Source organism: Streptomyces sp. SAS_270 (assembly GCF_052543295.1).
Map to the genome: position 1 here is coordinate 1 of NZ_JBMNDS010000074.1, position 19,248 is coordinate 19,248.

The following is a 19,248-nucleotide window of genomic DNA, read 5'->3' on the forward strand; positions in this document are numbered from 1 at the left end:
GCCCGGTTACATTCCGAACCCGGAAGCTAAGCCTCACAGCGCCGATGGTACTGCAGGGGGGACCCTGTGGGAGAGTAGGACGCCGCCGAACTCCTTTTAGAGCTCCGGTTCTTGGGCATACAGCCCAGGGACCGGAGCTTTTTTGTTTTCCGGGCCGTTTGCCAGACTGCGCATCCACCCCTCAGTACCTCGGTGTGAACGCTGAGGGTAAGGTCAGGGGGCATCGTTGGCTCGTTTCCCACAGGAGGCCCCCGGGTGGAGGTCCAGGAGACCCGCGTCCAGACAGACCGGGTCCTCACCATCCCGAACATCCTCAGCATGGCGCGCCTGGTCGGCGTACCCGTCTTCCTGTGGCTGATCCTCAGGCCCGAGTTCGGCGGTCCCAAGAGCGATACTTGGGCGCTGCTCGTGCTCATGCTGAGCGGCATCAGTGACTACCTCGACGGAAAGCTCGCGCGACGCTGGAATCAGATCAGCAGCCTCGGCCGGCTGCTCGATCCCGCAGCTGACCGGCTCTACATTCTGTCCACTCTCGTAGGCCTCACCTGGCGTGGGATTCTTCCGCTTTGGCTGACCGGCCTGCTCCTGGCGAGGGAGCTGGTCCTGCTGGTGATGGTGGGCATCCTCAGGCGCCACGGCTATCCGCCGCCGCAGGTGAACTTCCTCGGGAAGGCAGCCACCTTCAACTTGATGTACGCCTTCCCGTTGCTGCTGCTCAGCGACGGTAGCGGGTGGATCGCGTCAGTGGGTGCTATTTTCGGATGGGCGTTCGCTGGGTGGGGTACAACGCTGTACTGGTGGGCAGGGATCCTCTACGTGGTTCAGGTCCGCCGCCTGGTCAGGGCGGACACCACGGCCGATTGAGCTCGCCGATTGCGCGGCTGTAATGGCTCGATGGCCCGCTGACGAAAATTGCGGGACAATCAGGACGGGTGAGGTCGGCTGACCGTCGTCTCTTCAAGGAGGACGCTTCCGACATGAAGGCCGTTGTGATGGCCGGAGGCGAAGGCACACGCCTTCGCCCCATGACCTCAAGCATGCCCAAGCCGCTCCTGCCCGTGGCCAACCGCCCGATCATGGAGCATGTGCTACGGCTGCTCAAAAGGCATGGGCTCAACGAGACCGTCGTTACTGTCCAGTTCCTGGCCTCCCTGGTCAAGAACTACTTCGGTGACGGCGAGGAGCTCGGTATGGAGCTCACCTATGCCAATGAGGAGAAGCCACTCGGTACTGCAGGGAGCGTGAAGAACGCAGAGGAAGCGCTGAAAGACGACACCTTCCTCGTGATCTCCGGTGATGCGCTGACCGACTTCGATCTCACCGATCTCATCAATTTCCACAAGGAAAAGGGTGCGCTTGTCACTGTCTGTCTGACACGTGTGCCGAATCCACTGGAATTCGGGATCACCATCGTCGACGAGGAAGGCAAGGTCGAGCGCTTCCTCGAGAAGCCGACCTGGGGCCAGGTCTTCTCGGACACGGTGAATACCGGCATCTATGTCATGGAGCCGGAGGTCTTCGACTACGTCGAAGCCGATGTGCCCGTCGACTGGTCCGGTGACGTCTTCCCCCAGTTGATGAAGGAAGGCAAGCCGGTCTACGGCTATGTCGCCGAAGGATATTGGGAAGACGTCGGCACCCACGAGAGCTATGTGAAGGCACAGGCCGACGTCCTGGAGGGCAAGGTCGACGTCGAACTCGACGGCTTCGAGATCTCCCCGGGCGTATGGGTCGCCGAAGGTGCGGAGGTGCACCCCGACGCCGTACTGCGCGGGCCGCTCTACATCGGTGACTACGCCAAGGTCGAAGCGGACGTCGAAATCCGCGAGCACACCATCGTGGGCTCCAACGTCGTCGTCAAGAGCGGGGCCTTTCTGCACAAGGCCGTTGTGCACGACAACGTGTACATCGGCCAGCACAGCAATCTCCGCGGCTGCGTCGTCGGGAAGAACACCGACATCATGCGGGCCGCGCGGATCGAGGACGGTGCTGTCATCGGCGATGAGTGCCTCGTCGGTGAAGAATCGATCATTCAGGGGAACGTGCGGGTCTATCCGTTCAAGACCATCGAGGCCGGCGCCTTCGTCAACACCTCGGTGATCTGGGAGTCGCGGGGCCAGGCGCATCTCTTCGGCGCCCGCGGTGTCTCCGGCATCCTGAATGTGGAGATCACTCCGGAGCTCGCGGTGCGGCTTGCCGGCGCGTATGCGACGACGCTGAAGAAGGGCTCCACCGTCACGACGGCCCGCGACCACTCCCGGGGTGCGCGTGCGCTGAAGCGGGCGGTCATTTCGGCGCTGCAGGCCAGCGCCATCGACGTACGGGATCTGGAGAACGTCCCCTTGCCGGTGGCGCGGCAGCAGACGGCTCGGGGCAGTGCCGGCGGGATCATGATCCGGACCACGCCAGGCGTGCCGGACTCCGTCGACATCATGTTCTTCGACAGCCAGGGGGCGGATCTGTCGCAAGGGAGCCAGCGGAAGCTGGACCGGGTGTTCGCGCGACAGGAGTACCGGCGGGCGTTCCCCGGCGAGATCGGCGATCTGCACTTCCCGGCCAGTGTCTTCGACTCGTACACGGGATCGCTGCTGAGGAACATCGACAGCACCGGGATTTCCGAGTCCGGGCTGAAGGTCGTCGTGGATGCCTCGAACGGCAGCGCGGGGCTTGTGCTGCCCAGCCTGCTGGGCAAGCTCGGGGTCGACTCGTTGACCATCAATCCCGGACTGGACGAGTCCAGGCCGACGGAGACGGCGGACGCGCGCCGTTCGGGGCTGGTGCGGCTCGGCGAGATCGTGGCGTCCGCGCGGGCCGCCTTCGGGGTGCGCTTCGACCCGGTGGGCGAGCGGCTCTCGCTCGTGGACGAGAAGGGCCGGATCGTCGAGGACGACCGGGCGCTGCTCGTCATGCTCGACCTGGTGGCCGCGGAGCGGCGCAGCGGGCGGGTGGCGCTGCCGGTGACCACCACGCGGATCGCCGAGCAGGTGGCGGCGTACCACGGGACGCAGGTCGAGTGGACGACCACGTCCCCCGACGACCTGACGCGGGTCGGGAGCGACGACTCCACCATCTTCGGCGGCGACGGCCGGGGCGGGTTCATCATCCCGGAGTTCAGCAGCGTCTTCGACGGTACGGCCGCGTTCGTACGGCTCATCGGCCTGGTGGCGCGGACGCAGCTCACGCTCAGCCAGATCGATGCGCGGATCCCGCGGGCCCACGTCCTCAAGCGCGATCTCGCGACTCCCTGGGCGGTCAAGGGACTCGTGATGCGCCGGGTCGTGGAGGAGGCCGGGGAGCGGTTCGTGGACACCACCGACGGCGTGCGGGTCGTGGAGACCGACGGGCGCTGGGTGATGGTGCTTCCCGATCCGGCCGAGGCGGTCACCCATCTGTGGGCCGAAGGACCCGACGACGCATCCGCGCAAGCCCTGCTCGACGAGTGGTCGTCCGTGGTGGACAGCGCCGGGCGCTGAGCACGCGCGCGTGCCGGACAAATGCCACCAAGGGGGCCTGTCCGGCACGCCGGTGGGGCCATTCGGAGGTAGCGCCCGCGACGTGCGACGATGTGCGGCATGCCGCAGCAGCCCCCCGTTCGGAGCACCCCCGCGCGCCCCGCGCGCCCGGATGCCTCCATGTCGCTGCTCACCAACGTCATGGACCACAGCCTTGACGACGGATACGCCGAAGCAGCGGCCCGGAAGCAGGCCGAAGGCGCCGGGGGCATGCCCAAGACGGTACGGGCGAAGCTCGGTCTGGCCGTCGGTCTCGTACTGGCGGCTCTCGTGGTGACCGTGGGAGCGGCGAACGCGCGGATAGCGGCCCCTGTGGTCGCCAAGGAGCGCGAGGAGCTCATCGACCGCATCGAGCGGGAGACGGACGCGGCGGACAAGCTCGAGAGCAGTGTCGACACCCTGCGCGACGACGTGAGCGCGCGCCAGCGCGAGGCGTTGAAGAAGGACGGCGGGGGCCAGACCGATGTGGTGGACATCCTGTCGGGTGCCACGGAGGTGCACGGCCCGGGCGTGAAGCTTGTCGTGAACGACGCCAAGGAAGCGAGCACCGGCGGTGACGGCGATCCGCGTGAGACCTCCGGGTTTTCCGACACCGGACGGGTCCGCGACCGCGACATGCAGCGCGTCGTCAACGGGCTCTGGGAATCGGGCGCCGAGGCCGTCGCGATCAACGGGCAGCGGCTGACGGCACTGTCGGCGATCCGGGCCGCGGGCGACGCCATACTGGTCGACAACAAGCCACTGGTGCCGCCGTACACCGTGCTCGCGGTGGGGGACGGCAAACGGCTGAGCACGAAGTTCCAGAACAGCGCCGACGGACAGTATCTGCATGCGCTGCAGGAGAACTACGGCATCCGGACCAGCATCTCCGTGGAGAGTGACGTCCGGCTGCCCGCCGCACCGAGTGTGATCGTACGTACAGCACAGCCGAGCACAGAGAAGGGCACATCGTGATCGCCGTACTGGGCCTCGTCGTGGGAGTCGTGGCTGGACTGTTGGTCCGGCCCGAGGTTCCGGCGGTCGTCGAGCCTTACCTTCCGATCGCCGTCGTGGCGGCGCTCGACGCCGTGTTCGGTGGCCTGCGTGCCATGCTCGACGGCATCTTCGACGACAAGGTCTTCGTGGTGTCGTTCCTGTCGAACGTGGTCGTGGCCGCACTGATCGTCTTCCTGGGCGACAAGTTGGGTGTCGGCGCCCAGCTGTCCACGGGGGTCGTGGTCGTCCTCGGTATCCGCATCTTCTCCAACGCCGCGGCGATCCGTCGGCACGTCTTCCGGGCGTGAGGCCGATGAGCAACGACGACGAGACCCCGAAGAACCGGCTGCGCGAGGAACTGCCCGAGGAGGTCCCGGCCCCCGAGGCCGCGGAGACCGAGCGGGACGAGAAGGCCCCGGAGCCGTCGCTGACCGGCCGTCAGCGGCTCGTGCAGGGGATCTGGCCGCCACGCATGAGCCGCGCCCAACTCATCGTCGCGGTGCTGCTGTTCGGCCTCGGCTTCGGTCTGGCCATCCAGGTCGCGTCCAACAGCGACAGTGGCAGCGCCCTGCGTGGAGCACGTCAGGAAGATCTCGTACGCATTCTCGATGAACTCGACAACCGTACGCAGCGTCTTGAGGACGAGAAGCAGGGTCTGGAGGACCAGCGCACCGAGCTGGAGACCAGCTCGGACCAGGCCGAGGAGGCTCGCAAGCAGACGGTCGAGAAGGAGAAGCAACTCGGCATTCTGGCGGGCACGGTGGCGGCGCAGGGGCCCGGCATCACGTTGACGATCAACGACACGAAGGGAACGGTCGAAGCGGACATGCTGCTCGACGCGATCCAGGAGCTGCGCGCGGCCGGCGCGGAGGCGATCCAGGTGAACGGCGTACGCGTCGTCGCCGGCACCTATCTGACGGACGCCGACAAGGCAGTCAAGGTCGACGGGAACAAGATCTCCCAGCCCTATCGTTTCAAGGTCATCGGCAAACCGCAGGATCTCGAACCGGCGCTGAACATCCCCGGAGGTGTGGTGCAGACGCTGGAGAAGGAGCAGGCCACCGTCACGGTGGACCGCTCGACGAAGATCGTCGTGGACGCCTTGCGACCGGCGAAGCGGCCTGACTACGCTCGGTCGTCCTCCCGGTGAACCGGCGGTGCATGGGGGTTGTCGGGCCCGGGCATGAGGTTGCGGGGGGTCGGCGCACCGAATGGGTGGTGCGTGGTGGAAACTGTCTGGTGGACACGGACGTTGTGAAGATGTCCGGGTCGACCGGCGGTGAGTGCAGTCAGGGTTCGTCCTGCCCCACGGGCGGGTCTGTTTCGGTCAAGGGGAATCGCCCGTGAAGTTGTTTGCGAAGTTGTTCGGCAAGAGCGCGCGAGAGGGCAATGACAACGCGTCCGCCCGTCATCGCGCACCGCGCCCTGGTGAAGAGGGCCAGAGTGGTGAGCGTCCGCTGTTCCGGGACCAGGTATCCGGCCCGGGTGGTGACATTTCCGGTGGTCAGGGCGCGCCGTCTGTTGACCCTGCCCAGTCCAGCCGCATAGGTTTCGGGGAACCGTCAACCTCAAGTACGGGTGGAGGGTTTGCCTCCGATCCGTATGCGTCCCATGCCCCTGGAGGGCAGCCGCGGCAGGAGGATCCGTCCATGTCGGCCCTGGTGTGTACGAGGTGCGGGAACCGCAACGCGGAGAACAGTCGGTTCTGCTCCAACTGTGGTGCGCCGCTGCGGCCCGGAGTGGCCGCCGAGCGTCCGTCCGAGACGACGTCCACGATCTCCATCTCCGGTCTTGAGGCGTACGACGCCGAGGTGACGGGGCAGACGGCGTCGCCGGCGCTCTCTCCGGAGGCGCAGGCGGCCGTAGACGCGCTGCCGCTCGGCTCGGCGCTGCTGGTGGTGCGCCGCGGTCCGAACTCGGGCAGCCGCTTCCTGCTGGACGGCGAGCTGACCACGGCGGGGCGTCATCCGCAGAGTGACATCTTCCTGGACGACGTGACGGTGTCGCGTCGCCATGTGGAGTTCCGTCGCGGTTCGGACGGGGCGTTCACGGTGGCCGACGTAGGCAGCCTCAACGGTACGTACGTCAACCGGGAGCGGATCGACTCAGTCGCGCTGTCCAACGGCGACGAGGTGCAGATCGGCAAGTACCGGCTGGTCTTCTACGCGAGCCAGCGGGGCATCTGACCGTCCTCCGGACCCGGTCCGGAGGGATCCCCAGGAAGGTCCATGCTTCAAACACCGAGCGGCGGTGCGGGTAGCGGCACCGCCGCCGCGGACAGTGGGCTGATGAGCATCGGCACGGTGCTCAATGCGCTGCGTGACGAGTTCCCCGAAGTCACCATCTCCAAGATCCGTTTCCTGGAGTCGGAGGGGCTCATCGAGCCGCAGCGGACCCCTTCGGGGTATCGCAAGTTCAGTGCCGCCGACGTCGAGCGGCTGGGCCACGTCCTGAGGATGCAGCGGGATCACTATCTGCCGCTGAAGGTGATCCGCGAACATCTCGACGCCCTGGAACGTGGTGAGCAGGTGCGCCTGCCGTCCCTGGGGCGCCAGCGCGACTCCGGCGACGCGGAGCCCGCTGTCGACCTCTTCGGTGAGGCCGAGACGCCCACCGTCGCGCGGGTGGGGCGGGCCGAGCTGCTCGCCGCCGCCGAGATCGAGGAGCAGCAGCTCGAGGAGTGGGAGTCGTACGGGCTCGTCGCACCGCTGCCGGACGGGGCCTACGACGCCGAGGCGGTGACGGTCGCCTCGCTCGTCGTCGAGTTGGGGCGGTTCGGGATCGAGCCGAGGCATCTGCGGGTCATGAAGGCGGCGGCCGACCGCGAGGCGGGCCTTGTCGACCAGGTGGTGGCCCCGCTGCGGCGCCACCGCAATCCGCAGACCAGGGCGCACGCGGAGGCCCGTACGAAGGAACTGGCGGGCCTCGCGGTGAAGCTGCACGCCGCGCTGGTGCAGACCGCGCTCGGCGTACGGCTGCCCTGAACCGGAGTGCCGGCCGGCGGCCGGATCGTCCACCCGTTCTGTGCCCGACTACCCAAACATCCCGGGCACGGCCTAGGGTTGCTGTGTGAACGAGCTCGATGTCGTAGGTGTCCGGGTCGAAATGCCCTCCAACCAACCGATCGTGCTCCTGCGTGAAGTGGGAGGCGACCGCTACCTCCCCATCTGGATCGGGCCGGGGGAGGCGACGGCGATCGCCTTCGCACAGCAGGGCATGGCCCCCGCGCGACCGCTGACCCACGACCTGTTCAAGGACGTGCTGGAAGCCGTCGGTCAGGAACTCACGGAAGTACGCATCACCGATCTGCGTGAGGGCGTCTTCTACGCGGAGCTGGTGTTCGCGAGCGGGGTGGAAGTGAGCGCCCGGCCGTCCGACGCCATAGCGCTGGCGCTGCGCACCGGCACGCCGATCTACGGCAGTGACGGAGTGCTCGATGACGCCGGCATCGCGATCCCGGACGAGCAGGAGGACGAAGTGGAGAAGTTCCGCGAGTTCCTCGACCAGATCTCGCCCGAGGACTTCGGGACCAACAGCCAGTGAGGCCGCCGGGCGGCAGGCGGCCGGATTGGCAATTGCCTGCGGCCAGTGTGGCGTGCTGCCGTCCGTCGTCAGAGCATTCGGCTAGCCTTTCCCCGCGGTGGAGCACGGGAAACCACTCCTAGGGTGATTATCACTCGGCGTGCCGAGTGTGGCGATCGTTGACGCGCCCCTGGTGACTGCCTACCGTCGAGAGGGCAGGTCAAGGACGGAGGTCGGCGTGAGAAGCAGCGGCGACGGTACGGCTGGGGGTGCCCCCGGACGCAGTCTGGGGGAGAGCAGCCCGTACCCGCTTCACGGCAGCGCGGCCGGTCATGTTCCGCAGCGGCCGACGGCAGTGTCCGGCGAGGGAGGGGCCGTTTCCGAGGAGATCGGGTATCGCGGTCCCACGGCGTGTGCTGCCGCGGGCATCACCTATCGGCAGCTGGACTACTGGGCCAGAACAGGTCTCGTCGAGCCCAGCGTGCGGCCCGCCTACGGGTCGGGGACACAGCGTCTGTACAGCTTCCGGGACGTCGTCGTCCTGAAGATCGTGAAGCGCTTTCTCGACACCGGGGTTTCGCTGCAGAACATCCGCACGACCGTCCAGCACCTCAGGGAGCGCGGCTTCCGGGATCTGGAGCGGATGACGCTGATGAGCGACGGCGCGACCGTCTACGAGTGCACCTCGCCGGACGAGGTCCACGCGCTGCTCCAGGGCGGCCAGGGCATCTTCGGGATCGCCGTGGGCGTGGTGTGGCGGGACGTGGAGAGCGCACTCTCACAGCTGCACGGGGAGCGTGTGGACACCGGCGAGACGCTGGTCGGGCCCAACCCGGCGGACGAACTGGCGCGGCGCCGCAATCGCGCGGTCTGATACGTCTGACAGCCGGCAGGGACGGGATCAGCGGAGTGTCCTGACGTCCGGGATCAGCAGGTTGTGCGCGATGATGCCCCGGCGTGCCGGGGCATTGTCAGTGGCGTAGGGCAGCATCGGAGATGTGAGAACCACGCCCACGATCCTGCATCTCGACATGGATGCCTTCTTCGCCTCGGCAGAGCAGGCAGCCAAGCCGAGCCTGCGCGGGAAAGCGGTTGTGGTGGGCGGGCTCGGGCCGCGCGGTGTGGTCGCCACCTGCTCGTACGAGGCACGGGTTTTCGGGGTGCATTCGGCGATGCCCATGGCGCAGGCACGCAGGCTCGCGCCGAACGCCGCGTACCTGGTGCCGCGCTTCGGGCTCTATCGCGAGGTCAGCGAGCAGGTGATGGGGCTGCTGGGGGCGCTGTCGCCGCTGGTGGAGCCGCTCAGCCTGGACGAGGCGTTCGTGGACCTGGAGGCCGGGGGGACGGCCTGGGACGAGCGGTCGGCGCGTTTGACCGGGGCGAAGCTGCGCGCGGACATCCGGGCTGTGACGGGGCTGACCGGATCGGTGGGGCTGGCCGCCTCGAAGATGCTTGCGAAGATCGCCTCGGAACAGGCGAAGCCCGACGGGCTCGTCGTGATAGAGCCGGGCACCGAGCGGGCGCTGCTGGGGCCGATGTCGGTGCGCACCCTGCCGGGCGTCGGTCCGGCGACCGGGGACCATCTGCGGCGGGCCGGGATCGGCACGGTCGAGGAGATCGCCGAAGCGGGCGAGGACGAGCTCGTACGGCTGCTGGGCAAGGCTCACGGGCACGCGCTGTACGCCATGGCGCTGGCGCACGACGAGCGCCCCGTGGTGGCCGAGCGGGAGACGAAGTCGGTCTCGGTCGAGGACACGTACGACGTGGACATCCACGACCGGGTCCGGGTCGGCCTGGAGGTGCAGCGGCTCGCCGACCGGTGTGTGCAGCGGCTGCGCGGTGCGGGCCTGTCGGGGCGGACGATCGTCCTGAAGGTGCGGCGGTACGACTTCTCGACGCTGACCCGCTCGGAGACGCTGCGCGGGCCCACGGACGACATGGCGGTGGTCCGGGAGGCGGCTGCGCGGCTGCTGGAGGCCGTGGACACCACGGGAGGCGTGCGGTTGCTGGGCGTCGGGGTGTCGGGGCTTGCCGACTACACGCAGGAGGACCTCTTCGCGCAGGCGCAGGCCGCAGCGGGGGAGCGGGCGGCGCAGGAGCATCCCGAGGAGGAGCCCGCGGAGGAGGCCGTCGTGGAGCAGGTGCCGGTCGCCGAGCGGCGCTGGCCCGCGGGGCACGACGTACGGCATGCCGGGTACGGGCACGGCTGGGTGCAGGGCAGCGGGCTCGGGCGGGTCACGGTGCGGTTCGAGACGCCGTACTCCGAGCCCGGGCGCGTGCGGACGTTCCGGACCGACGACCCGGATCTGGAGCCGGCGGACCCGCTGCCGTTGGTGGCGCGAAGACCCGAGGAGCCGGGGCCCGTGGCCGCGGAGGAGGGGTCTCAGGTCTCTTCGGTGCCCGCGAGCCGGCCGAAGTCGAGGTCCGGTGGAAACGGGGGCGGGGAGGCCACGTCGAGTCCGTAGTGGTGGTAGAGCTGGATCTCCTGCTCCGGTGAGAGATGGCGGCCGACGCCGAAGTCGGGAGCGTCCTTGATCAGGGCCCGCTCGAAGGGGACCCGGAGGGTGCCCTCGACGAGCTCGCTGGGCTCCAGGGGCACGAAGGCGTCCCTGCTGAACAGGCCGGTGCGTATGGCCGCCCACTCAGGAACGCCGGTCGCGTCGTCGAGGTAGACCTCGTCGATGGTGCCGATCCTGGTGCCGTTGCGGTCGAGTGCCTTGCGGCCGATCAGGTTGCGCGGATCGATGTCGGTCTGCACGGGCCCTCCACTTGGTCGCAAGTCATCCGTAAGCACTACAAAAGAGCACATTGGGCGAGGTGGCCACTCGAAGGCTCGTGCGTTGTCCCCGCTGGTAGGCTGGCACCGGCTGCTGACCCCGTGCGGGAGAGTCTCCAGACATCATCGGAGACGCCGAAGGAGCAAATCCTCCCCGGAATCTCTCAGGCCCACGTACCGCACGGACGAGGTCACTCTGGAAAGCAGAGCGGGTGTCAACGGCTCCCGCTCTCACCGACGGTGAAAGCCGGAGCGTCGAGCACAGTCGACGGTCCGGTGAAGCTCTCAGGTTGAGATGACAGAGGGGGAGGCCGTCGGGGTACCCGTGCCGTGGTGCCCCTCGAAGGTCGTATCGACCAGGAGGCCTCCGTAATGACCGCCAGTCGCATTCCGCTCTCCGAGCTCGAACAGGGCATCCCCTTCGAGCAGCGCCACATCGGCCCCGACCACGAGGCCCGGGCCAAGATGCTCGCGCAGGTGGGATACGGCTCGCTCGACGAGCTGACGGCCACCGCGGTACCGGATGTCATCCAGAACGCCGACGCGCTCGGCCTTCCCGGTGCCCGCACCGAGGCCGAGGTGCTCGCCGAGCTGCGCTCCCTCGCCGACCGCAACCAGGTCCTCGGTTCGATGATCGGCCTTGGGTACTACGGCACCTTCACGCCTCCGGTGATCCTGCGCAACGTCATGGAGAACCCGGCCTGGTACACCGCGTACACGCCGTACCAGCCGGAGATCTCGCAGGGCCGCCTGGAGGCGCTGCTGAACTTCCAGACCGTGGTCGCCGAGCTGACCGGACTGCCGACGTCGGGTGCCTCGCTGCTCGACGAGGGCACCGCTGCCGCCGAGGCCGTGGCCCTGTCGCGACGGATGGGCAAGAACAAGAAGGGCCTCTTCCTCGTCGACGCGGACACCCTGCCGCAGACCGTCGCCGTGATCCGGACGCGCGCCGAGCCCACCGGTGTCGAGGTCGTCGTCGCCGACCTGAGCGGCGGCATCCCCGCCGAGCTGGCCGAGCGCGAGATCAACGGCGTGCTGCTCCAGTACCCGGGCGCCTCCGGTGCCGTACGTGACATCAAGCCGGTCATCGACCAGGCGCACGCGCTCGGCGCGGTCGTCACCGTCGCGGCCGACCTGCTCGCCCTCACGCTGCTCACCTCGCCCGGTGAGCTGGACGCCGACATCGCCGTCGGCACGACGCAGCGCTTCGGTGTCCCGATGGGCTTCGGCGGCCCGCACGCCGGTTACATGGCGGTGCGCGAGAAGTTCGCGCGCAGCCTGCCCGGGCGGCTCGTGGGTGTCTCCGTCGACGCCGACGGCCACAAGGCGTACCGGCTCGCCCTGCAGACGCGGGAGCAGCACATCCGCCGGGAGAAGGCCACCAGCAACATCTGTACGGCTCAGGTGCTGCTCGCCGTGATGGCCGGCATGTACGCCGTCTACCACGGGCCGCAGGGGCTCAGGGCGATCGCCCGGCGCACCCACCGCTACGCCACGATCCTCGCCGGGGGTCTGAAGGCGGGCGGCGTCGAGGTCGTGCACGGCTCCTACTTCGACACGCTCACCGTGCGGGTGGCGGGCCGCGCCGCCGAGGTCGTCGCCGCCGCGCGCGACAACGGTGTGAACCTCCACCTCGTCGACGCCGACCAGGTCTCGATCTCCTGCGACGAGACCACCACGCGGGCCCAGCTGGACGCCGTCTGGAGCGCGTTCGGCGTCGAGGGCGACATCGAGGCCCTGGACGCTGCGACCGAGGACACGCTGCCGGCCGACCGGCTGCGCACCGACGAGTACCTCACGCACCCGGTGTTCCACCAGTACCGCTCCGAGACGGCGATGCTGCGCTACCTGCGCAAGCTGTCCGACCGCGACTACGCGCTGGACCGCGGCATGATCCCGCTGGGCTCCTGCACCATGAAGCTCAACGCGACCACCGAGATGGAGCCGGTCACCTGGCCCGAGTTCGGTCAGCTGCACCCCTTCGCGCCGGCCGAGCAGGCGCAGGGCTACCTCACGCTCATCCACGAGCTGGAGGATCAGCTCGCCGAGGTCACGGGCTACGACAAGGTCTCGCTCCAGCCGAACGCGGGCTCCCAGGGCGAGCTGGCCGGGCTGCTCGCCGTGCGCGGCTATCACCGCGCCAACGGTGACGAGCAGCGCACCGTCTGCCTCATCCCGTCCTCCGCGCACGGCACCAACGCCGCGAGCGCCGTGATGGCCGGCATGAAGGTCGTCGTCGTGAAGACCGCCGAGGACGGCGAGATCGACGTCGAGGACCTGCGCGCCAAGATCGAGCAGTACCGCGACGAGCTGTCGGTGCTGATGATCACGTATCCCTCGACGCACGGAGTGTTCGAGGAGCACGTCGCCGACATCTGCGCCCAGGTGCATGAGGCCGGCGGCCAGGTGTACGTCGACGGGGCCAACCTCAACGCCCTGGTCGGCCTTGCCAAGCCGGGTCACTTCGGCGGCGACGTCTCGCACCTGAACCTGCACAAGACCTTCTGCATCCCGCACGGCGGCGGCGGCCCGGGCGTCGGCCCGGTCGGTGTGCGCGCGCACCTGGCGCCGTATCTGCCGAACCACCCGCTGCAGCCCGCCGCCGGTCCGGAGACGGGCGTCGGCCCGATCTCGGCCGCGCCCTGGGGCTCCGCGGGCATCCTGCCGATCTCCTGGGCGTACGTCCGGCTGATGGGCGGCGAAGGTCTCAAGCGCGCCACGCAGGTGGCCGTGCTGTCCGCGAACTACATCGCCAAGCGCCTGGAGCCGCACTACCCGGTGCTGTACACCGGCCCCGGCGGCCTCGTCGCCCACGAGTGCATCATCGACCTGCGCCCGCTGAGCAAGTCGACCGGTGTCAGCGTCGACGACATCGCCAAGCGTCTGATCGACTACGGCTTCCACGCGCCGACGATGTCCTTCCCGGTGGCCGGCACGCTGATGATCGAGCCCACCGAGTCCGAGGACCTGATCGAGCTGGACCGTTTCTGCGAGGCGATGATCGCGATTCGCGGGGAGGTCGAGAAGGTCGGCTCCGGTGAATGGCCCGCGGACGACAACCCGCTGCGCAACGCGCCGCACACCGCTGCCGCGCTCGGCGGGGAGTGGGAGCACGCGTACACCCGCGAGGAGGCCGTCTTCCCGGCCGGTGTCTCGGCCGCGGACAAGTACTGGCCGCCGGTGCGCCGCATCGACCAGGCCTACGGCGACCGGAACCTGGTCTGCTCCTGCCCGCCGCTGGACGCGTACGAGGACTGATCACCGCGCAGGACGCGGGCGCTCACGAGGAGTAGTCGACCTCGGACATGCGTCGGGGCCGGTTCGGAGGGTGTTACTCCGGGCCGGCCCCTCTTGTGTCCGGGCGGCCAGGCCGCCCGTCGTGCGCTGCCGCTCAGGCGGCCGTCATCACCTGGTCGATGCCCATGGGGCGGTGCGGGGCGATGATCTGGCCGTCGGGCAGGAGCTCACCGGTGTCCTCGAAGAGCAGAACGCCGTTGCACAGCAGGCTCCATCCCTGCTCCGGGTGGTGCGCCACGAGACGGGCGGACTCCCGGTCGGCGGATTCGGCTGTCGGACACGGTGGCTGGTGCTGGCACATTGATGGGATCTTTCGCTGGGTTGTGATGTCAGTGATCGCTGTGGTGTCTGTCCCGCGGCTCGACATGCTCATGGCCGCCCCCCGTTGGTGTGTGGTCTGAACCCAGTGTTGCCCTACGGACGTCAATCCGCAGGGATTTGACAGCAGCGCTCCTCACAGGTTGATGACGCATCACCCGTGCGGACGGTTCATCCCAACTGCACTGTCTCTTCGGGTGGTTCGACGTGGCCGAATGGGGCTAGTCCGGTGGGGCGAGGAGCGCGTTTTGCCTCGTACGAGCGCTGCGTGGCCCGAACGAGCGGCGTGCCCCGCTGCCGGTGACGGCGGCGGGGCACGGGAGGAGAGGCGGCGCGGGAGCGCTCAGGCCGGCGAGCTGAGAAGTGGCGCGGGGGCGAGGCGGAGGGTGAGGACCGGGAGCAGCTCGGCGACGCGGTGCGGGCGGTGCGCGGCGATGCCGGGCGGGGCCGGGGCCAGCGGCACGAGGAGATCGGTGGCGGCCGGATGGCCGGTGGCGCCGTCGGCGGTGCAGTCCCCGTGCAGCCACAGGGTGAGCATGTACAGCTCGGGCACGGACAGCAGGCGTGCCTGGTAGGGCTGTTTCATGTTCTCGGCCTGGCGCAGGGCGCGTTCGGTGGCGGTGACGTAGGGGCCTTCGAAGAAGTGCGAGAAGGCCCAGCCGTCCGGGGTCAGCATGGTCTCCGCGGCGGCCACGGCACGGTCGCCGCAGCGGATCAGGAAGCGCCACCCGGCGAGCCGGGTCGTGGACGCGCCCGCTGGGGTGATCCGGTCGAGGACGTGCAGGGGCAACGGGAGTTCGGGGGTGGCGGGTCCCTGGGCCTTGCGCAGGGACGGAGTGCGCGCCTCGCGGACGGCGGTGGGGGAACCGAGGGCCGTGAGGACGGTGCGCAGGGCGGGCGCGGGAGCCGGGGGTACGTGCAGCGGCATGGTGGGTCGCCTCTCATTTCGACAGGCACAGTGGCGCGAGGGCGGGGGCGGACGGCGCTGTCAGCTCTCGGGGTCAGAGGGGCGGGGATCCGTACCCTGCCGACGAGGTGCTGCCTGCCGCGCGCACTTCGACATCAGGATCCGGGACCACGAGTGCCTACTCTCTGCCTCGTTCGCGGAGTTTATACGACACGTGTTCAGACGGTGTTTCATCTAGTCGCACGGAATATGAAGAGCAAGGCGTAAATCGGCCATGGAAACGAGAAGTTCATCCCGATTCCACGCCGGTGCGACACGGTGACCTCGGAATATTTCGCGGAAGCGGTCGGCTGATTCTCGTCGGCGTTTTTCACGAGATCGTGAGGGAGTGAAACTGCACATTGCCTCATGCCTGGTGAATGTGCCCCCGGACGGTCGGTTCCAGCCTAGCGGGCGACGGTCCCGTCCGGGGCGTTATTGATCGCCCTGCCTGGGCATCATCCCACGTGACCCTGTACGCCGGGAGCCGGAACGCCGGCCCGCCCATCCGAGGAAGGACACTTCGATGGGGGAGAAGGTCGTGGCAGGGCCGTTCGACCTGTCCGATCGCCAGCGGTACCGCGCCAAGCTCCAGCAGTGTCTGGCGGGGCTGGCGAGGTTGCTGGAGGAGAAGAGGTTCGACCGCCCGAAGAATCTCATGGGTCTGGAGATCGAGCTGAATCTCGCAGGCCCCGACGGCATGCCGAGAATGATGAATGCGCAAGTACTCGAAAGGATTGCGAGCCGCGATTTCCAAACAGAACTCGCCATGTTCAATCTGGAAGTCAACATAGCTCCACACCGACTGGGTGGGCGGGTATTCGACCGGCTCACGGAGGAACTGCGCACCTCCCTCGCCTATGCGCATCGGAAAGCTGGAGAGGTCGACGCCGGAATCGTGATGATCGGGATTCTGCCGACGCTCGGGCAGGAGGACCTGGTCTCCTCGAACCTTTCCGACGTCGACCGCTACACGCTGCTCAACGACCAGATCGTGGCCGCCCGCGGCGAGGACTTCGCTCTCGACATCGACGGCGTGGAGCGGCTGGTCTGCACCTCGAGGTCCATCGCGCCGGAAGCCGCCTGCACCTCCGTGCAGTTGCACCTCCAGGTCACCCCCGCCAGGTTCCCGGACGTGTGGAACGCCGCGCAGGCCGTCGCCGCCGCGCAGGTCGCGATCGGCGCCAACTCGCCCTTCCTGTTCGGCCACGAGCTGTGGCGCGAGTCGCGGCCCCCGCTGTTCCAGCAGTCCACCGACACCCGGCCGCCCGAACTCGTGGCCCAAGGGGTGCGGCCGCGGACCTGGTTCGGGGAGCGGTGGATCTCCTCGGCGTACGACCTCTTCGAGGAGAACCTGCGCTTCTTCCCGGCGCTGCTGCCCATCTGCCAGGAGGAGGATCCGCTCGGCGTGCTCGACGCCGGCGGCGTCCCGACGCTCGCCGAGCTGGTGCTGCACAACGGCACGGTGTACCGCTGGAACCGGCCCGTGTACGGCATCGCCGAGGGCGTCCCGCACCTGCGCGTCGAGAACCGTGTGCTGCCCGCGGGCCCCACCGTGACCGATGTGGTCGCCAACGCGGCCTTCTACTACGGGCTCGTCCGCGCGCTCGCCGAGGAGTCGCGCCCGGTGTGGACGCGGCTGCCGTTCGCGTCCGCAGCCGCCAACTTCGACGCGGCCTGCCGGCACGGCATCGACGCAACACTGGAGTGGCCGCGACACGGACGCTACGGCGGCACGACGCGGGTGGAGGCGGTGGCTCTGGTCCGCGACGAGCTGCTGCCGCTCGCCGCGGCGGGGCTGGACGCCTGGGGGATCGAGCCGGCCGACCGCGACTTCCTGCTGGGGGTCATCGAGGCCCGGTGCCGGCTGCGCACCAACGGGGCGACCTGGCAGGCGGCCACCTTCCACGAGGCCCTGGAGCGTGGCCTCGGGCGGGATGCGGCGCTGGCGGCCACCACCAGGCGCTACTGCGAACTGATGCACCTCGGGGAACCCGTGCACAGCTGGCCGGTCGGGCTGCCGGAGCCGGTGTCCCTGGCGTGAGACTCAGCTCTGGCTGCCCGCCTCGACGATGGCCTTCAGGATCACCGAGTGGATCTGCGCGGGATCGCTGACCTGCTGGCCGGAGCCCCCGGTCGCCTTCGCGATCTCCTCGACCTCGTCCTTGTCGGCGTCCGGGCCCACCGCGATCGCGATCAGCGGCACCGGCCGCTCCGGATCGGTGAGCTGCTGCAGCTCGGCGACGAGTCGGGAGCGCGAGATGCTTCCCGGGTCCTGGTTGACGCCGTCCGTCAGGATCACCAGCGCGTTGAACTTCCCCTTCGCGTAGGAGGAGAGGGCCGCTTTGTACGCGGCGAGCGTGGTGTCGTAGAGGCCCGTCGCGCCGTTCGGGACGGGTGTGAGAGCGCTGAAGGCCGCCGACAGCCTGTCCCGCTGGGTGCCCTTGTCCTTGCGGTCGCCCAGGGGCTTGGTCGGCACGAGGACGCGGTAGTCGCGCTCGCCGTCGAGACGTGTGGAGAACTTCCACAGCCCGATCTCGTCCTGCGGGGTGAAGGTGGCGAGGGCCTGGAGCAGGGACGCCTTGGTGACGTCCATCCGTGACTTGCCGGTGCCCGGCACCGGCTCCGCCATCGACGAGGAGGCGTCGACGACGGTGGTGATCCGTGCGCTCTGCACTGTGATCGTCCACATGCCGAGGGCCTCCTGCACCGCCTTGGCCGGGGCCGGTTCGGGTGCGATCTCGTCGTACGGCTGAGGGGCGCGGCCGCCCGCCCTGGTGACCAGCGCGTCGGGGACGGTCTCGTCATCCGTGCGGAAGCCGTGCTTCTCCAGGATCCGCCGGCCCGTCGGTTCGCTCAGCAGCGTCATGAACCGGAGGGCGGCGCGGCTCACGTCGGTGGTCAGCTGCGGTTCGTCGACCAGGGCGAAGGGGTAGTCCAGCCGGGGCGAGCCGTCCTTGGGATAGAAGAGGTCGAGCCCGCCGTCGCCGTGGGCCGGGGCGTTGTGCGTGAACGCCGCCTGCTCCGAGAGGATCACGGCCCGGTTGCGCTTCGGGTTGCCCTGCTCGGCGCCGGAGGAGTCTCGGGGCAGGGTGTCCAGGAGCCGGCTGTCGCTGTCGGACGTGCGCTGCGAGAGCGCCTTCGCGAGGGCCGCCGCGCGGGTGTCGCCGCCCTTGGTCCCCGCGGCGGCGGCGCTCAGCTGAGTGAGGGCGAGCAGGCCGGTGGCGCTGCGCGAGGGGTCGGCGGCGCCGAGCCGCAGCTTGTCGTCCGCCATCGCCGCACCGGTCAACTCGGTCCAGCTGTATGTCTTCTCGGGCCACCCCAGCGACTCGGCGGCCGCCGGGACCATGGCGACGCCCAAGGGAGAGGACGCCACGCTGCCCGCCGGAGTCACCTGCGTCGACCTGCTGTCCGCGGCGACACGCTGCACCCACAGGTCGGAGTCCGGCACCCACGCCTGGACGTCGGACTTCCCGCCCGATGCCAGGGAGTCCGCGACCTCGTACGACGTGCGTGCGGTGACGCCGATGTCCAGACACCGGCCGTCGGAGGTGATGTTGTGGGCGCGGGCGTACGCCGCCGTGGCACGCAGGGCGGGAGCCATGTCCGGCGACGCGGCGACGTTGACGCGCACCGCGTCGTCCCGGCAGGAGGAGCCGAACGAGAACAGCCCGCCGCGGACCGCGCCTGCCGTGCCCGCGGCGACTGCGAGCACGAGCACCGTCGCGAGGGCCACATTGCGGCGGCGCACGCGGGGTCGGGGGTCGGCGGCGCCCGCTCCGTACGCGTCGGGCAAGCTGTGACGTCCCATGACGGTGGTGCCCTCCCTGTTGAGCCTTGAGCCGTGAAACAGCCGTAAGGCAGGAAAAGGGGAGGTACGCCCCGTACGGCGTCCGTCCCCC

General features: G+C 69.0%; 16 protein-coding genes, 1 rRNA gene and 1 riboswitch. Of the genes, 13 read left to right on the plus strand and 4 right to left on the minus strand.

The features are described 5' to 3' along the window. The 11 genes from rrf to ACN6LB_RS35290 form a co-directional block, all read left to right on the plus strand. Positions 1–91, plus strand: a 5S ribosomal RNA gene (rrf, locus tag ACN6LB_RS35240); the annotation flags it as partial. 164 nt (positions 92–255) lie between these two features. Then, positions 256–864, plus strand: a complete 609-nt coding sequence (locus tag ACN6LB_RS35245; RefSeq protein WP_445029399.1) for a CDP-alcohol phosphatidyltransferase family protein — start codon at positions 256–258, stop codon at positions 862–864. Between the two features lie 113 nt (positions 865–977). Further along, positions 978–3,473, plus strand: a complete 2,496-nt coding sequence (locus ACN6LB_RS35250; protein ID WP_445029400.1) for a sugar phosphate nucleotidyltransferase — start codon at positions 978–980, stop codon at positions 3,471–3,473. A 90-nt stretch (positions 3,474–3,563) separates the two neighbouring features. After that, entirely contained in the window at positions 3,564–4,466 is a 903-nt protein-coding gene (locus ACN6LB_RS35255; protein ID WP_356147072.1) for a DUF881 domain-containing protein, read from the plus strand. Then, the gene (locus ACN6LB_RS35260) at positions 4,463–4,795 is read left to right on the plus strand and encodes a small basic family protein (protein WP_003988855.1); all 333 of its coding nucleotides are present in this window, start codon (positions 4,463–4,465) and stop codon (positions 4,793–4,795) included. The genes ACN6LB_RS35255 and ACN6LB_RS35260 overlap by 4 nt, the downstream gene beginning before the upstream one ends. 5 nt (positions 4,796–4,800) lie before the next feature. Next, on the plus strand, positions 4,801–5,637 hold the full coding sequence (locus ACN6LB_RS35265) for a DUF881 domain-containing protein (protein WP_445029401.1): 837 nt from the start codon (positions 4,801–4,803) through the stop codon (positions 5,635–5,637). A 499-nt stretch (positions 5,638–6,136) separates the two neighbouring features. Then, positions 6,137–6,673: an FHA domain-containing protein gene (locus tag ACN6LB_RS35270; RefSeq protein ID WP_445029402.1), complete on the plus strand. Its 537-nt coding sequence runs from the start codon at positions 6,137–6,139 to the stop codon at positions 6,671–6,673. A gap of 42 nt (positions 6,674–6,715) precedes the next feature. Next, a complete protein-coding gene (gene ftsR, locus ACN6LB_RS35275; protein WP_356147085.1) occupies positions 6,716–7,471 on the plus strand; it encodes a transcriptional regulator FtsR in 756 nt (251 codons plus the stop codon). Positions 7,472–7,556: 85 nt separating this feature from the next. Then, complete coding sequence (locus ACN6LB_RS35280) at positions 7,557–8,030, plus strand: bifunctional nuclease family protein (RefSeq protein WP_006123076.1); 474 nt, start codon at positions 7,557–7,559, stop codon at positions 8,028–8,030. Positions 8,031–8,247: 217 nt separating this feature from the next. Continuing rightward, positions 8,248–8,883: a MerR family transcriptional regulator gene (locus tag ACN6LB_RS35285; protein WP_445029403.1), complete on the plus strand. Its 636-nt coding sequence runs from the start codon at positions 8,248–8,250 to the stop codon at positions 8,881–8,883. A gap of 124 nt (positions 8,884–9,007) precedes the next feature. Continuing rightward, a complete protein-coding gene (locus ACN6LB_RS35290; RefSeq protein ID WP_445029404.1) occupies positions 9,008–10,474 on the plus strand; it encodes a DNA polymerase IV in 1,467 nt (488 codons plus the stop codon). On the opposite strand, the gene ACN6LB_RS35295 is transcribed toward ACN6LB_RS35290, so the two are convergent. Further along, a complete protein-coding gene (locus ACN6LB_RS35295; RefSeq protein ID WP_356147094.1) occupies positions 10,393–10,767 on the minus strand; it encodes a PRC-barrel domain-containing protein in 375 nt (124 codons plus the stop codon). The genes ACN6LB_RS35290 and ACN6LB_RS35295 overlap by 82 nt on opposite strands. Positions 10,768–10,880: 113 nt before the next feature. Beyond that, a riboswitch (glycine riboswitch) is annotated at positions 10,881–10,975 on the plus strand. Positions 10,976–11,157: 182 nt separating this feature from the next. Between ACN6LB_RS35295 and gcvP the strand changes: the two genes are divergently transcribed. Then, positions 11,158–14,043, plus strand: coding sequence for an aminomethyl-transferring glycine dehydrogenase (gene gcvP, locus ACN6LB_RS35300; protein WP_445029405.1), 2,886 nt, complete (start codon positions 11,158–11,160; stop codon positions 14,041–14,043). 133 nt (positions 14,044–14,176) lie between these two features. Here gcvP and ACN6LB_RS35305 read toward each other — a convergent pair whose 3' ends face one another. Next, positions 14,177–14,383, minus strand: a complete 207-nt coding sequence (locus ACN6LB_RS35305) for a DUF5999 family protein (protein ID WP_356147101.1) — start codon at positions 14,381–14,383, stop codon at positions 14,177–14,179. 360 nt (positions 14,384–14,743) lie between these two features. Then, positions 14,744–15,328 (minus strand): hypothetical protein, encoded by a 585-nt coding sequence (locus tag ACN6LB_RS35310; RefSeq protein ID WP_445029406.1) that lies wholly within the window; start codon positions 15,326–15,328, stop codon positions 14,744–14,746. Positions 15,329–15,872: 544 nt separating this feature from the next. Between ACN6LB_RS35310 and ACN6LB_RS35315 the strand changes: the two genes are divergently transcribed. After that, a complete protein-coding gene (locus tag ACN6LB_RS35315; protein WP_356138820.1) occupies positions 15,873–17,390 on the plus strand; it encodes a glutamate--cysteine ligase in 1,518 nt (505 codons plus the stop codon). Between the two features lie 3 nt (positions 17,391–17,393). Here ACN6LB_RS35315 and ACN6LB_RS35320 read toward each other — a convergent pair whose 3' ends face one another. Beyond that, on the minus strand, positions 17,394–19,157 hold the full coding sequence (locus tag ACN6LB_RS35320; RefSeq protein WP_445029407.1) for a substrate-binding and VWA domain-containing protein: 1,764 nt from the start codon (positions 19,155–19,157) through the stop codon (positions 17,394–17,396). Positions 19,158–19,248 lie beyond the last annotated feature (91 nt).